The 15,417-nt window shown below is 51.3% G+C and carries 10 protein-coding genes and 1 pseudogene; 3 read left to right on the top strand and 8 right to left on the bottom strand.

Translation table 11 applies throughout. The features are described from left to right. The 5 genes and pseudogenes from GOX73_RS19880 to GOX73_RS19865 all read right to left on the bottom strand — a co-directional run. Window positions 1–610, bottom strand: a 610-nt coding sequence (locus tag GOX73_RS19880) for a zinc ribbon domain-containing protein (RefSeq protein WP_217351029.1), incomplete at its 3' end; no start/stop codon positions are given. A gap of 51 nt (window positions 611–661) precedes the next feature. Then, window positions 662–895: pseudogene (locus tag GOX73_RS21105) on the bottom strand (recombinase family protein); the annotation flags it as partial. Beyond that, window positions 847–1,104 carry an FCD domain-containing protein gene (locus GOX73_RS21100; RefSeq protein ID WP_217351028.1) on the bottom strand — a complete coding sequence of 86 codons (258 nt, stop codon included), beginning with the start codon at window positions 1,102–1,104 and terminating at the stop codon, window positions 847–849. The gene GOX73_RS21100 and the pseudogene GOX73_RS21105, both read right to left, overlap by 49 nt. A gap of 87 nt (window positions 1,105–1,191) precedes the next feature. Next, window positions 1,192–3,567 (bottom strand): glycosyltransferase, encoded by a 2,376-nt coding sequence (locus tag GOX73_RS19870; protein WP_171135077.1) that lies wholly within the window; start codon window positions 3,565–3,567, stop codon window positions 1,192–1,194. Beyond that, window positions 3,568–4,809 carry a hypothetical protein gene (locus GOX73_RS19865; protein WP_171127037.1) on the bottom strand — a complete coding sequence of 414 codons (1,242 nt, stop codon included), beginning with the start codon at window positions 4,807–4,809 and terminating at the stop codon, window positions 3,568–3,570. Here GOX73_RS19865 and GOX73_RS19860 point away from each other — a divergent pair. Continuing rightward, window positions 4,809–6,812, top strand: coding sequence for a glycosyltransferase family 2 protein (locus GOX73_RS19860; RefSeq protein ID WP_171135076.1), 2,004 nt, complete (start codon window positions 4,809–4,811; stop codon window positions 6,810–6,812). The genes GOX73_RS19865 and GOX73_RS19860 overlap by 1 nt on opposite strands. 773 nt (window positions 6,813–7,585) lie before the next feature. Here the strand turns inward: GOX73_RS19860 and GOX73_RS19855 are convergent. The 3 genes from GOX73_RS19855 to GOX73_RS19845 all read right to left on the bottom strand — a co-directional run bounded on the left by GOX73_RS19855 (window position 7,586) and on the right by GOX73_RS19845 (window position 12,164). Continuing rightward, window positions 7,586–8,584, bottom strand: a complete 999-nt coding sequence (locus tag GOX73_RS19855) for an NAD-dependent epimerase/dehydratase family protein (RefSeq protein WP_171127039.1) — start codon at window positions 8,582–8,584, stop codon at window positions 7,586–7,588. A 1,318-nt stretch (window positions 8,585–9,902) separates the two neighbouring features. Then, window positions 9,903–11,054 carry an NAD-dependent epimerase/dehydratase family protein gene (locus GOX73_RS19850; protein WP_171127040.1) on the bottom strand — a complete coding sequence of 384 codons (1,152 nt, stop codon included), beginning with the start codon at window positions 11,052–11,054 and terminating at the stop codon, window positions 9,903–9,905. Between the two features lie 36 nt (window positions 11,055–11,090). Further along, window positions 11,091–12,164 carry a polysaccharide biosynthesis protein gene (locus GOX73_RS19845; RefSeq protein ID WP_171127041.1) on the bottom strand — a complete coding sequence of 358 codons (1,074 nt, stop codon included), beginning with the start codon at window positions 12,162–12,164 and terminating at the stop codon, window positions 11,091–11,093. Window positions 12,165–12,772: 608 nt separating this feature from the next. On the opposite strand from GOX73_RS19845, the gene GOX73_RS19840 reads away from it, so the two are divergent. Both GOX73_RS19840 and GOX73_RS19835 read left to right on the top strand, forming a co-directional pair. Next, complete coding sequence (locus tag GOX73_RS19840) at window positions 12,773–13,810, top strand: glycosyltransferase family 2 protein (protein WP_171135075.1); 1,038 nt, start codon at window positions 12,773–12,775, stop codon at window positions 13,808–13,810. Window position 13,811: 1 nt separating this feature from the next. Further along, entirely contained in the window at window positions 13,812–14,894 is a 1,083-nt protein-coding gene (locus GOX73_RS19835) for a glycosyltransferase family 2 protein (protein WP_171127043.1), read from the top strand. Window positions 14,895–15,417: the final 523 nt, after the last annotated feature.

Genomic DNA, 15,417 nt, shown 5'->3' with positions numbered 1-15,417 from the left:
TGATACTGACGACGCGTCGATTTTGGAATGCGCTGAAACTTCCCGCAACCAGAACGCGCAGCGCCTCTGCAGCTTCGCCACGCACATCGGGCTCATTATGAGCTTCGGCAAGGTTGCTGACTTTTGAGTGATAGATTGCTGACATGTTGGGATGCAGCACAGGTTGGGGCGCTGGCGCCGCGTTCAAGTCATTTTCCAATTGGGCTTTCCTCGCTTCCAACTCAGCCATTTTGTCTTTGACGGTCGATGCTGTAGCGCCGTCTATCAGTGCTTGGACGAGATGTTCCAGAGCGTGACTTGTCTTGGCGAGTTCAGCTGCTTCGGATGCATGAGACGTTTGTAACATGGCTCGCAACTGATAGGTCTCTGCGACGAACTCTTTGCAAAATGCACGGAACAGTTCTGGGGCCATCAAGTGATCGGAGAGGACGGTGAGCACCCGGACTACAACCTTGGTTCGTGCAACGGACTTACGATTGTTGCAGGTGCCTTTGCTGCGCGCAGCGGAGCAGCCGATGTGTGTTTGCGAAATCACTGCAATGCCACCGCCGCAGGCACCGCAGCGAAGCAGTCCTGACAACAGGTGTTTTGCGCGTCGGGCGTTGCCCATAGCGCGACTCAGGTTGACCCGCTTGGGGAGCGTGGTTTGTTGCTGGCGCGACTTTGCAGCGTCCCATAGTTCCTGTGGAATAATGCGCAATTTCGGCGTCGGCACTGAAACCCAGTCTTCAGGCGAGTTGAGCCGTAAAATCCGGTGCCCGGTTTTAGGATCCTTGACGTAGCGACGCCTGTTCCAAACCAAGCGTCCAACGTAGAGTTCATTATCTAATATACCGGTGCCACGGCTTATGTTGCCGTGAATGGTGGAAGCGCACCATGCTGTTCCTCGCGGCACAGGAACGGTTGAAGTCTACGCTGGAAGCGAAGGCACTCTTGTTCGAGGAAGCTATTTCCAGATTCTCGGTACCAGATCGCGTGGAACTGCTCATTTTTACAATAGTATTTTTCTGAATCCTGTTCCTCGACAGCAACATTACATCGCTGGTTCGCTTCTGTCAGTTCACCGATTGCCTTGTCAGATACAGGCCTGTAGAGCGCGGGCAAATCGGTTTCGTATCTGCCTGTGAATTTATATCGCAGAGCCGAAGAACTTGTGCCGATTTTGAAAGAGCAGACGAATGCGCATAGCCGTTACTTTGTAGCCACCTTCCCGGCGTGGCGGAGTTTTTTCAGCATCGCGTCAATGATGGGTTTTTCGGATTCCGCGGCGGCCAGCAGATCGCTGCGAAGGCCATCTGGCCGTACGCCGCCGAGTAGGAACGGTACCCATATCAGATATCCTGCTCTGATAGCGCAGCAGGCTAACCGAGTACGGATATTGCGGTCCGAATTCATCAAAAGGCCTTCGGAAAGCCGAGGAAGCCTTCGTTGAAGTTCAGCCAGAAAGTTGAAGTCCAGATCCTCGGGCCGCGTTTGTTCGTCAATCGGCAGAGAACCGTGCCGCGCCCGGCGCACGAAAAAAGCAAGAACTTTACTTATCAACTGGTCCTGCCTTAGCGCATCCAGAGCATGCAACCCGTTCTCAAAATAAAAGTCATGGGTTATTTCCTCGGTTCGAAGCGCCGAATCGTACCGGGCTGGGTGGATTTTTCGCGATTCGGACTTCTCGACAAATCGGTACTCCCCGAGAATGGCAGATGTCATAGCGATCCGTTCGGCCAACGGAAACGCGCAAAGGTTAAAGGCTGCGTCCTCGATATGCAGCCCCGGTATGAACTGCAGGCCGTTTTCAAGAAGGAAACTGCGGCGATAGACTTTGAAGCATGCGGATGTAGTGGAAAGACTTTCGGGCACCTGCGCATAATTAAAGCCCGCTACGTCGCGTGCTGACGCCACGTAGCGTCCGATTACCTCGCCGTCGCGAGTCGCAACACCAGTGCCGATATCGGCGGCGCTTTTGTGCATTGCATGCAGTAAGGTGCCGATTCCGTCGGGGTGATAGATATCGTCGGCATCCCAGAAATGTATATATTCGCCGCGTGCCGCAGCGAGCCCGGTGTTGCGGGCCGCTGAAACCCCGCCATTTTGCGCATGCCGGATCAGTTTCCAGTTATGCCGAGCGCAATATTCCGCGGCGATATTGGCGGATCGATCTGTCGAGCAATCGTCTACGACTAGCACCTCCTTGAACGGATAGGCGCAAGCGGAGATCGTGTCCAATGTCTCGCCGATGTATTCTTCCTTATTAAAAAGAGCGACAACAATACTAACGCGTGGTTCCGCTTCGTCGAAGGACGGCCGCGGCGGCAAGGACCAGGGTTCGGCCGCGAACGAGCTGCGTTGTACAGCGCGCAAGCGACGCCATTCACCGTCCTTGTCAAACCGCCTCCGAAGCCGCTCTTCAGGGCTTGCTCGGTCGGCGGCCGCCCCGAGAATCAGCTTTTCCCATTCGGAAAAGACTCGTTCCGGTGCGTAAAGCACACTCTCCTTCAGGGCAATGTCGCCCCACCGTTTTCGGGCTGTGTCATCCGTTGCCGCGCGTCGCATCGCCGCCGCCAGATGATGGATTTCGTTCACGCCGCCTTCGGCCAGCAGGCCATTGTGCTCGTGGACGATCATCGAGTTTGTGCCCGGACAACAGGTGAACCCGATAGACGGCAAGCCATGGCACGCGGCTTCGGCGATGCAGTTTGGCAGGCCTTCCTCCTTAGACGCGATGACATGAACGTGCGACCGCCCGTATTCACGCCCAATGTAAGGCGTCGGTGGGAAAACCTTGACGCGTCCCACCAGCCCTTCTCTTGCTACGAACCTTTCAAGTTCCGGGCGCACCGGATTACGGGCTCCCTCCGCGGAAAAGATGTGGAAATCCCAGTCGTGCAAGTCATCCGCAATCATGGCAAAAGCACGCACGGCGGCCATCACGTTCTTTACCCTTTTTAGCCCACCGATGTTGAGGAAGATCCTACGGCCGGTGTCCGACCTGAGGGTTAAATTTTCTGGCTCGGCGGGTGCGAAGGCATTCGGGAACGCAACTGAATCTTTCCGAAGCGGCAAGGGCAGACTATCGCGATACTGCGGCAACGTGAAGCGGATGCGTGTGCAAACGGACATCATTGCCAGTCGCTCCAGCTTTGCCTGTTCCGGAGATATGCCCTTTTCGACGGCCCAGTTGTTGTTTATTACCCGTTCCGGGTTGGACCCTTCGTGCAGGACAACTGGGACGCCGGTTTGACAAATCGCAAAGATACTGGGGGCCTCCATAGAGGTTGCATAGAAGTAAACAACGACTTCGGGCCGAAAACTCTCTATTCCGTCGGTTAGCGAACCGGTCGTTCCGTCGAAAGGAATGTGCTCAACAGCTTCGGCGAGAGGATAAAGTGAGCTTCTGCCAGGCTGGTCGCGATAAGAAACAGCAACAACGTGACCCTGCAGAGCCATATGGTTTGCTAGGTTTGCCGCGGTCCGCTCCATCCCACCCGCGCCGACCAGAAGATTTCGGCTAACAATCGAAATGCGCAGCGCCCCATTTCGGTCATTCGGGAATTCCTTAGTCAATTCTTGCATCTACCTGGTGGTACCTTTTAAGGCCTCGCCCGGTTGGCTTTTCTTGGAGCGCCATGGCAGGGAAAGGCGCTTCAGTCTTTTCTGGATCGACCTTTTGTATTTTTCCTTTTTACTCATTTTCTTCTCGCGCTTTGTCTCTTGCTGTGGTTTTTGGAACCTCGCGCGTTCCGCATTGAGCCGTTCGATTTCTCGCGCCAGTTTCTTGACTTCAGTCTCGTTCGAACGTGATCTCGCAATCGCCGCATTCCGCTCCTTGTCGAGTCGGGCGACATTGGCCTGTAGGGTAGAAAGTTCAGTGTTTAGGACATCTGCAAACTTTGTTTGGATTGCGTTACGCTGCAGTTTCTTGGCCTGCGACGAGAGTCGAACCTCGATTTCCCTCTGGAGTCGAAGTTCGTAGGCTGAGTTAATGGAGTCGATTTCCCGCAACTCCGCAAAAACAGTATCACGGTTGAATTTAGAACCCTCTAACTCATTAATTAGTGACGCGATTCGGCCGGCCAAGGGGTTAGAAACAGGCTGTGCTCGCAATTCTGAACGATTGTATTTTCTTTCGACAAGGCGCTCGCGCGCCTCCGGGCTTAACGGGCACGGTGTCGCGTCATCGCCTACATAGCTCCATAGTTTTTCGATTTGCTCGACCGGCGCTTTCAGTAACTTTTCATAATGCAGGACGTAACAATTCGCTGCGCTGTCGCGAAGAGCCATGTAGCTACGAACAAAATATGTCCATTCACAAATTTCCCGCGAACGGCCGGTCGCTTGATGGAGAGATTCTACGGTCGAACCGGCGTTTCGGGCGCAAAAGACATATCGAGGAACAATGCCGACGTTCTGAAACGCCGAACGGTAAACTGGCAGAAGGAGAGACACACGCGGGTCCTTGAATCCCCAAAGCTTCGGATAGGCAGAGGAGCAATCTGCCAAGTGATCGCGCAGATCTTGCAGCTCCGTTGAAATCGTTTCTCGGTGGATTTCGCCGAGCGGCCCAAATTCAAGCGACGCGCCGAGTTTGTCGAGAATCCGCTTGTTGATTTCGACAAGCCGCCTGTCCTCGAAGTATCCTTCGGGGTTCATCTCGTTGGGCCGTTCCAGGGTCTTTTCCATCTCGACGCCCAGCTCTCTCAGAATCTTCGCACAAAGCGATGTGCCGCTACGCCCGCTACCAAGAATCACGACTGCGCGGTTACCCGTGTCCTTATCGGTCGAATAGATAGAAGGCACTGCGCGGTGTTCTGACATTGGGACATATCCTCGAGTGGGTTCTGGGCCAACAATCGTCCCGCCACAATGTAAGGTATTATTTGCAACGCCGGATAGAATGCAAGGACGGTGATTGTTGTGTTTACTACGATGTGCCTTTAACAGTCTTTATTGACCAGCTCAAATGCTGGAGATCGCCCGACAGAGGTCACACCAGCGTGCCATTCCAGAAATTTCGCATTGAGAATTTGGAGAAACCCTTCTTTCCGCGGCATGTCGTTGCATGCGCGAATTTTGAGCCGACGGCACTGGCACAGTCGCGCCGGGCGCCGCGCTTGAAGACACGGTTTGGGTTTGTCGGCTCGGCAGAAGGGTTCGACCTGCTACGCTTCGAGGCACCAACGCTTGCGCTCAACCCAAACACGGCACCGGCGGTTCTGGCCTCTGGCCTGATCGATGCGTTAGTCGTCGAATCCGCTCTCGACGACCTTGGCGGAGAGTGGAAACTTTCTTTCTTTGACTGGTCGAGCGCAGGGCAACAGGCTCGAGACTTGATGCGTCTGGCGGCCAATGCCGGTGTGCCGCGTATTGCTCTTATGAGAGGGAATCGTGGACAAGTTCCCCTTTTCGCGCCCCTTGCGATCGAGGCGGATCATGTCTTCGTCTCGGATCCAGCTGTTCAAGATGCGCTCCGCTGCCAAGGGATTGCCGCGGAACTGATCTCGGCAGCATTTCAACCTGCTCTCTATCATGGTTTCGTTGCTGGCCCGGAGCATGCGCCTAGTGCCTTTCGACTTCTGTCGCTTGATCTGGCGCGCGTTGTAACGGATTCTAGAATCGAGGAACTGCTTGACAGCCTTGCTCCATTTGGTCTTTCCCTCTGCTCCGCCGATCATGTCGTAAAGAAATTCCGTGTCGATTTGCTGCCTTCGACTTTAGTCGATGTCTGCCTTGGCACAGTTTCGGCAGACCAACTGCGCCATCTGTTCGCGGCGTCCGATCTGCTTGTCCAGATCGCTTGGCCAGATCGCGACCCGGGGCCGGACGTGCAGCATGCACTTCATGCTGCCGCAAGTCGGTGTGCTGTCGTTATACTAGGTGAGATCGCTGAAGATGACCCGCGACGTGGTTTCGCTCAGATAGTTCATAACCCCAGAGAGCTTCGCGCCTTCATTAGCCGTTTCAAGATGGACCCTGTATGCGCACAGATGAGCATACAGTCGACATGGCGCAAGGTGCACCGAAACCATTCCGCGGGTTCGTTTGCGCTGCAACTAGCTCGATGCGTGGACACGGAGGCTACCGAGCCTCTTGGCCCGCGCGCAACGGTTGTCTCCCCCACCTACCGTCCCGGTCAGATCGAGAAGGTGCTTCAGATGTTTCGTGCGCAGACCTGGTCGAACAAGGAATTGATTGTTGTCGCAAACACCGACGATCCCGGACAGTGGGACAGCGCCGCCCTTTGTCCAGAAGATTGCGAGCAAATAGTGTTTCTACCGCGTCGGTTTAGCCCCTCGACTGCGCTAAATCTCGGCGCTGCTCGTGGCGGCGGTGACTACGTTATTCGCATGGACGACGATGACAACTACGGTCCAAACTACGTCGAAGATCTCATGCTAGGAGCAGCTGCGTTGTGGCCGGACGTGATGGGTAAGAGGGCGGCATTCTTCCACTATGTGGATGACGGTCGCTTACTTATGATCCCTCCAGTGAACAGGCCGGAATTCTATCAAAGCTCTAGGATCTTCTCGGGCGGCGGCCATCTGGCAGGCTTTTCCCATGTCGTTCAACGCTCCTTGTTGAAAAGGTTGGGATATCCGGAGGGAGTCCTCGCCGCTGCTGACACCAGTTTTTTGGCCGCAATCGAAGATGAGGGCAATCTTCTATGTCTCCGCGCAGATGCACTGAATGCAGTGGTTGAGCGCAGAGGAGACAGCAGTAGTCATACTTGGCATGATGCGCCCGATTCCAACGACGAGATCTTTCAGGAACTGAATTTAACCCTTGAAGGGTTATTGGGCCAGATCGAACCGGGAACCTAAATCGGTCTACCTTTGAATTGCGTCTGTCTTGATCGGTTCGGGATTGCCTATTTGTCCCGTTCTTCGAGGCAGTTTTAGGTGTCAGATATGTAGAAACCGCATCCGATTGAGTTTAGGCATGCGCCTGCTCGTTAAGGAAGGCAATACGCATATTAAGACGGGTCGGAGGAGGCTTTGTGATTTAATCAAGTTTTCGAACTAAACGTATGAGGTTAGGCTCGAGGCCCACACTTAGGTATTTAAACTGTCAAGTGACACGGGACGAGGTAAGCGCACCGGTGTAAAGGATTTGGGGCAAAGCCGGGTTCCCATGCAGCTTGGCTTGATGATTGACGAATGAACTGAAGAACACGGTTTGAAGGTTTACTTCTCGGCATTGGTAGGTTGCGGCGCCGACTTTGTCCTAGTTAAAAACCTAAAGGCGCTTGAATATAAACCCTAGATCGTGGCTGACCGGCGCTACACATGGATCACGAAACGCCAAAACTTTTGAGGCCACCACCTCGAAAGTACTTCCAGCCACAAAAGCCCCAAAGCGACTTACGCCTTACTTACGTTCAGCGAGTGTTTAATGTTCCTTCCACTCTATGGCCCTGGTCTAGATCAAATGGAGATGGCTTTTGCAAAGTTGAAGGCACTGATCAGAAAGGCCGCAGTGTGAACAAAATTTTTTCACGAATTCTGGCAGACTGCTCGTCGGTTCCTCAGTTACGAGTATTTCCACAATTTCGTCAAAATCGTAGGAAAAAAAATTCGATGTAACGCGACTCGCTTTAATCCCTTCGGTATTGCAAGAACCAGTCGATCGTTTTTCCTAAGCCTTCCTCCAGGTCAATCTGCGGACGCCATCCGATTTCTCGATTTGCTTTAGCGGCGTCTGCGAAATTGCGCATTACATCGGCCGATGAGCGCTCTCCTCGACGTCGCTCGATTGCGGGTAGGTTGGCTGCGGCGAACTTCTCTTGTAGTACGACCAGCAGTTCGTTCACGCTAGTCTCTCGTCCTGTAGCCACCTGAAACAACTCGCCCGACAATTCGTCGACTGTCGCCGCCAGCCGAATGGCACGCGTCAAATCGTCGATGTAGATAAAGTCGCGCGTCTGATTACCGTCGCCGTTTACTGTTATCGGCTTTCCGGCCATCGCTTGGCGAATAAACGTTGCGACGACCGATCCCTTGCGCCACGAGCGCGGTCCGTAAATGTTTGAGAACCTTAGCGCAACTGTCGGTACACCGAAGGCTACCGAATAAGCACAGCAATACGCTTCCCCAGCTAGCTTACTAGCTCCATAAGGCGAAACCGGACGGGCAGCGATTGTCTCGGTGATCGGGGGTTTTGAGAGGCCGGCCGGCGCACCAGACGAGGCGAAGACAAAGCGCTGCACTCCGGCGGCACGAGCTCCTTCGAGCATGTTGAGTGTACCGTAAATGTTCGTGTCGCAATCCAGACGCGGGTTCTTGACCGAAGGGCCGACACCAGTATTGGCTGCAAGGTGAACAATGATATCAGCCTCCTTTGTCACCCTTATGACCTCATCCATGTCGCGGATGTCGCCCTCGACCACTCCGAGGCGACGTCCGGAAACCCACACCGGAGCATCCGGATCAACAAGAACCGCTGTATCGAGTGGAGAGGCAGTGACAAACTCATCGAACGAACTCTCCGAAAAGTTGTCGAATGCTATGACTTGATCTTTGGCTCGTTCAGACAGAATCTCCGAAATAAGGTTCGATCCAACAAATCCTGTACCACCGGTCACTAACCATTTCATCGCATACGTTTCCATCAATGCCAGACCGGCAATGCGTTCTCGGTTTTTCTAAATTGCCATCCGCCTGACCTTGCTGCTGTGCAATCGGTCATTTAGTTTACACTCTCACTTATAACGAAGGCTTTGAAGCATGCAATCGCGATTTCGCAGTCCGAAGCATCCGGCCGACAATGCTGACGACCCAAAACCCTCCCTACTGAGGAGTCCTACAGCATTTGGAATGCCTTCGTGAGGCCTGCGTATTTGTTTTCAATCAGCTTGCTTTCACCAAGTAATCCATAGACCATGCTGTCCGTAACAAAGCATGACCTACTTAAGCCGTGATTTTGGTAACTTTTGGGACGAGGTTGGTGGATCAACCAAGGGGTGTGAGTTCCGATTGGGCTGATCGGCCGGCTTTTGGCTGTGGGGTGCAATTTGTTTGCATGCAAGTGAGTTCTGACGACGGCCTGCTGGCCAAGCGTGAATTGTTCGGCGCTCTCGGGCTAAGTGGCTTTGCGTCGGTCGTGTTGTTCTACGGCAAGCGTCGGAGCAGGAACTGCTCCCTGCATGACGACCATAGCGGTCTTTTCAGTGGAATCGATAGCCTATTGCGCGGTTTCGAGAGCTGAAGGGAAGTCGACCCGCAAAAAGTTTTAGATTGCTGTGCAGTTAGTGTCCATTAGGATGGCTTATTGTCACTTCTTTCGTCGATCATTGCTTCGCCAATAGAATTTGCTAACACTGAAAATAGGGCGGCTTTACTGACCCAGTAAATGGGTGTTGATGGATTGATCTTATGAAAATTCAACGAAGGTGTGGTCCTAATACAATTTGGAAACTGGCCGCTTCATGATGTGTCGCAAGCGAAAAATTTATTGGTAGACTTACTCACTGTTAGGTGTGAATACCTTTCAATCGAAGACCAAAATTTTGTCTCGAAAAAATCGTTGAAATCCTGCCTCCGCAACGACAAGACTTTAGTCTGCAGTTTGCCGAAACTTGGGGGCGTTGCTCAATGGCCCTGGCGATGACACCAGTTGGTTTAGAGAAGCACAGATCGACGGGGGGACAAGCGCCTGTATCTTTGGCCGACGGCACCGCAAGGCAACGATCCGATATGACGAATCGTAGCTACAAGCGGCTTAACCGTGCCTAGACTTATTTGGTGGGCAGCAAGGCCGGAAGCGTATCGCTACCCGCATTAACGGCTGCCATAGAGTCTTCTTACCAATCTCAGACTTTGCAACTCTCACGATCTATTGGTTGTTAGCTCTAAGTTTAGGCCCAAGGTTGCAGTGCGCTTAAGTCAGCTACACACGTTCGCCATCTAGAAAATTTACTTCTTCCATTTAACGCCTCGGAAGATTTGTTCCTCTACAATCCGATCTTTGTAGCGCGCAGTAAGTTGCATCATCTCATCCATGACGTCGTCTGTCAGGATGTTGGGCTTGAGGCCCAGATCAAGCAGACCTGTATGTGCAGGATTGTAGTAGTGATCCTCCATCTCTTTGCGAGGATTTTCCAGGTTGCGAATTTCCACATCCAGCCCCAAGCGTTTCCCGGACGCCTGTACACGTGATGCAAGGTCATTAACTGAAAATGTTTCCACGAACTGGTTAAATACCCGCAACTCGCCTTTATCAGCCGGGTTTTCAACGGCCAGCTGTACACATTGAAGCGCGTCTTTGAGGTGCAAATAGCCGCGCGTTTGACCTCCGGCACCATAAACTGTCAAAGGATACCCAGCCACTGCTTGAACCATGAAGCGGTTCAGAACAGTGCCGAAAACCTCGTCATAGTTTAGGAAGGAATACAGAGCATCATCATTGTCATTTTCTTCGGTAGCAACACCGTAGACAGGACCCTGCATGAGGTCAGTTACCCTAAGGTCCCACACCCGCACGTAGAACCATAGCATGTCGGTGTCGAGCACCTTAGTCGTGTGGTAGAAAGAACCTGCAGCGCGCGGGAACAGGAAGGTTCCCTTGCGCCCTTTATGCTCGATTTCGATCCACCCTTCCTCAATGTCTATGTTCGGCGTACCGTATTCGCCCATGGTCCCCAGCTTTACCAAGTGGGCATTCGGAGTATACTCGTTCATTGCGTGAATTACGTTGAATGTCGCGCCAAGATTGTTATCAAGCGTTAGGCGCGCCGCAGCGCGATCCAGCATCGAGTACGGAGCAGAAGGCTGTTCTGCATAATGGATAATAGAATCCGGGCGAAACTCTTCGAAAACCGATGAGATAAAATCCCAGTTGTCCAAATCGCCGATGCGGACTGAAACGTCCTTGCCAGATTTCTCGCTCCACAGCCTTGCCCGCTCTTGCAGATTTGGCACATCAAACAAGGCCGGAGTGTTGATTTCCATCATGAGGCGACGACGCAGGTAATTGTCTACGGCCATCACCTCGTGACCTGCCGCCGATAGCTTCATCGCTGTTGGCCAACCAATGTAGCCGTCACCGCCAAGAACAAGAACACGCATGAAAGGATCCTCCCGAAATAGTTGATTTGAAATGTGTTAGAGGTTTTCGAGCGCTCGGTTTCTCAACCTGTTCGGAAGAACACCTTCGCGCAGCAACATGTCATCAATTTCAGAATCCGACATTAGTTCAGACCGATCCGAGTGATAGATGATAGTACTTGGCTGTGTTGTGATCCAATCATACTTGTACTCTTGGCGCTGCTCAGAAGTATGTCCGGATGGAAGCACGATAAGAAACTTCTCACTCTCAAGGAGTCGATTGCTTTCCTCATCTGTAGAAAGTTCTTCCCAAAGTTTCTCTCCAGGTCGCGACCCTGTTATTTTAGTTTCCACACTAGATGGCGACACGTTGGCGAGAGGGGCGAGCCGAGCGATCATTACCCGCGCCAGATCAACAATCTTCAACACGGGCATTTTCGTAATGAAGATCTCTCCGCCTCGCGCCAGCATCATGCTTTCGATTACCAGATCTGCGGCTTCTCTCATTGTCATCACGAAACGAGTCATTCTCTCATCAGTGATTGTAACAGGCCTACCAGTTTCAATTTGTTGAGCAAACAGCGGAACAACCGAACCACGTGAACCCAAAACATTGCCAAACCTTGTGCAGGCAAAGACTGTTTTCGTCTCTTTTGAACGAAGGAAGTTCATGGCAGTGAACAGGCGCTCTCCCATCAGCTTGGATGTGCCCATCACGTTGGTAGGATTTACGGCTTTATCCGAGGACGTGAAAATCACTTTCTCCAATCCCTGGGCAATGGCCACCCGGCCCACAACTTCGGAACCCTGGATATTCACGTTGATCGCCGAGAAAGGGCTTCGTTCGCAGGACGGAACATGCTTGAGGGCGGCGCAATGAAAGCACAGGTCCATGTCAGAGAATGTGCGACTCATTTCTCGTTCGTCGGTGATGTCGCAATGGTAGAACTCGACACCCTTATTGCCCCGGTATTCGACTTCCATTTCAAACAACGCGCTTTCGTTGTTGTCGATTACGCGGATCAGCTCGGGTTCAAGTTCAATTAGGCAGGCAAAGATTTCTCGTCCTACGGACCCAACGCCTCCTGTAATGACTATGCGCTTTCCTCGGAAGTATTTGACAATATCCATATTTGTTTCTCTGCTCTTCCACGCCAGTGGCTGAATTTTTCAGTTTAGCTTGCCTGTTGAAGCGTGTACTTGGAGGTCCTGATGCTCAGTGTGTATGTTTCTTTTTATCGTCCGTTAGGACACACTTTTAATCCAACGCTCGTGACACATTGTCAATGTTTGAAAAGCCGGGCAAGCTTAGGGTGTCACGGATATGAAGAAATCCCTTTTTTGAGGAAGGCTCTTGACGCTACAGAGCGGTAAATTATCTTACTGTGTTTGTCAGCGGTGCCCCGCGCAGCTTGCCAGATTAGGCCCTCCGCAAGTTGAACGCAAGGTGTATTTCGATAAGTGTGAGTGATTGCACGATGATACCTGTACCTTAGCTCAACCCAATATAGTCCCGGCTGTCCTGTTCAAAACTAACGGCACGTGTTTCTAGCAACTTTTTCTTCTCGTTTTGCAGCTTCGAATTGGCTGACAGGCCATTGCGCACCAACCAGTTAAACAATATTGAAGGAGGGCCGAATGCAGATTGTCAGCGAAATTGTCTGATAGCTGATTGACAACAATCCCGATCATTTGTGTTGGGAAAATAAGGCCTTATATGAGTGGCGGGAGCTAAAGATATGGCAAGTGAGCGGAAGCGTCGGGTGGCTGTGTGCATGCCTGTCTTTAATGCCGAGCCGTGGCTCAAAAACAGTGTTCAATCCATTCTCGGGCAAACTTACGAGGACTTTGATCTATTCCTTTGTGACGACGGATCTACGGACGAAAGTTTCGAGATTGCATCTTCTTTTGAGGACCCAAGAGTACGCCCCTTCAAAAACGATAGAAACAAGGGCCCTGCTGAAACCAGAAACCGGATGAACAGGAATGCAATCGAGCAAGGGTACGACTACATCGCTTTTATGGACGCTGACGATGTTTGTCGCAAAGACAGGCTTAGCGCCCAAATTGATATCCTGGACAGAGATCCGTCCCTGGACATTTGCGGTGCGTCTTGCAGAGTTGCGTTAACAGGAGGTCGTTGGCGGGTGTCAGAGGAGCCGAGCAAAGTAAAAGTTGACTGCTTGTTCCACAACCCGATTCCGACCCCCACGGCTGTAGTCAGAACAAGCTGCCTTGCCCAGACGAAGATTGAATTTGCACCTGGTATGGTACCGTGTGCAGACTATGATTTTTTCTCAAAGCTCGTAATTGAAAGCAATAGACCAGCTATTGGAGTAGATCAGGACCTGCTTACTTACAACTACAATGAGGCCGGTGTCAGTCACAACGATAAGCGGGCAGGTCAGATAAAAGTGGATAAGGAAATTAAGCTAAACATTTCAAGAATCCTGGGATTGGATGTGGACTTTGACCTCGTTTCCTCATTCCATGATGTTGCATTTCGCCAGGAAGATGTTCGTTACAATGATATCTTAAATTTTCTGGTTTTTGCAGTGCAGGTTATCGTCCAAAACGACAGGGGAGGGGCGGTTTTTGAGAAAACGTATCTCAGGAACCGTTTCAGGTCCTGTCTGTCGTTCTACAAATCAAAATTCAATATATTGAAACTTTCTCAAACGTGCGAACTCGAAAAGGCATTTGTAGATTACTTGGGCCTTTCTCATGGAAATGCAATGACAAGCGCGCTGCTCGCAGAAGAGATTTTGGTTCGGTAAGATGTCTCTTTCCGTAATTATTCCGTCATTTAATACTGAAAAATGGATCGAGCTTGCGATCCGTAGTGTTGTCAACGAAGGTGTTGAAGACTACGAAATCATTGTGGTGGACGATGCTTCTACTGACAGCACCGCGGCAGTTGTAGAAGAGTTATCACAGCAAAATGATAAAATAACTTTGATAAAACTTCCGGTTAATACTCCTGGTGGCGCTGGAATTCCTTCGAATATTGGTTTGCAAAGAGCGAAGAAGGATTTTGTGGCCTTTCTGGACAGTGATGATTGGGTCCAGCGTGGGTACTTTTCAAAACAGCTTTCTGCATTGAAGCAATCGGACGCCGATTTTTCAATCTCCTCATATGTGAGTATAGATGCGGAAACGCTTGAGAAGAACCCTGCCTACGATTTTGACGTTTGGTCTGCGGACAAAGGGCGGGATCGAACAATTGACCCGAGAAAAGCGCTAGCTTTGTCTCCAGAACCTTGGCGGAAAATCTACAAATCAGATTTTTTGAGAAAAAAAGGTTTGAAATTTCCCGAGGTAGATCACTTCAATGAGGACTATCCGTTCCATTGGAATGTTTGTACCAATGCAAAATCAGCCGTTTTGGTGCCACAAACCGGGTACCTTCACCGCGTTAATCGAGATGGGCAGACGACAGTAGAATCGGGAAATAGATACACTTCTTTCCTTCCGCACTCGCTTTCCATTGTTGAGGAATTGAAAAAGAAAAACGACAAGAAGGCTTTTGGTTATTTTCAATCTTGGTTAGTTCGACATTCGCAAATTATTGAGGCTCAACTGTCCGAGGAAGAAAAAAAGGGAATATTTTCAGCATTTCATGAGGTTTGCCAGCGTGCCGCCTTTAAAGGCGCTTCTTTTGAATCATGCAGAAATAACAGCGCCAAACGGTTATATATTTTTCAATCCATTCAGGCTGGCGACTATTCCGCCTACACTAACTCTCTTTTTCTAATTCAGCGTAAGTCAAACAGATCAATAAAGCGTCGTTTGTTTAAGAAATTTGGGTTGATAGGGGTTATAAGGTTTGTTTCAGCTCGGGTGGTGCGAGGATCGCTATAGAGTTGGGATCCATAGGCGCCCGGTCGACAGTGTGTCTGGAGACATTCTTCCAAAAGACCCACGGTTAACCATCGCGCTGATATCAGATGCGCTTTCTGTGGGGATGTGCCATTAATTGTAGTGGGCTGAGACAGTGCAATGAACCTAACGAATTTGGTTCATACAGATTCCAGTTAGGTCGACCTTCCAGATTAACTCCGTGGTATGAAGCACAGCGCTCTACTTAACTCAGAAACTTTAGTACGCTCGTGAGCGTTGCCGTTGTCGCCAGAACCGCTAATACGACTATTTCTTCAACTTAGATAGATCGGGCGAGGGGAAGTTTCGCACCCTAGTAAAGCTGCGCGGAGCGCCGTTTGACCCGCTGCATTTCCACGTCGGGCAGATGGAGTTCTAAGAACTGAAAGGCGCCAACCATCCCAAGATCATTCACTTCACCGATCGGCACAAACCGTGGGACGTGAAGTGTCTACATCCGTTGGCACCACTGTATTGGTTGCACAGGAATCAAACTGTTTGGCGA

It is taken from the genome of Ruegeria sp. HKCCD7221 (genome assembly GCF_013031225.1).
GTDB lineage: Bacteria > Pseudomonadota > Alphaproteobacteria > Rhodobacterales > Rhodobacteraceae > Ruegeria.
Note: the sequence above shows the minus strand (reverse complement) of the source record. Positions and strands in the feature narration are given on the sequence as shown.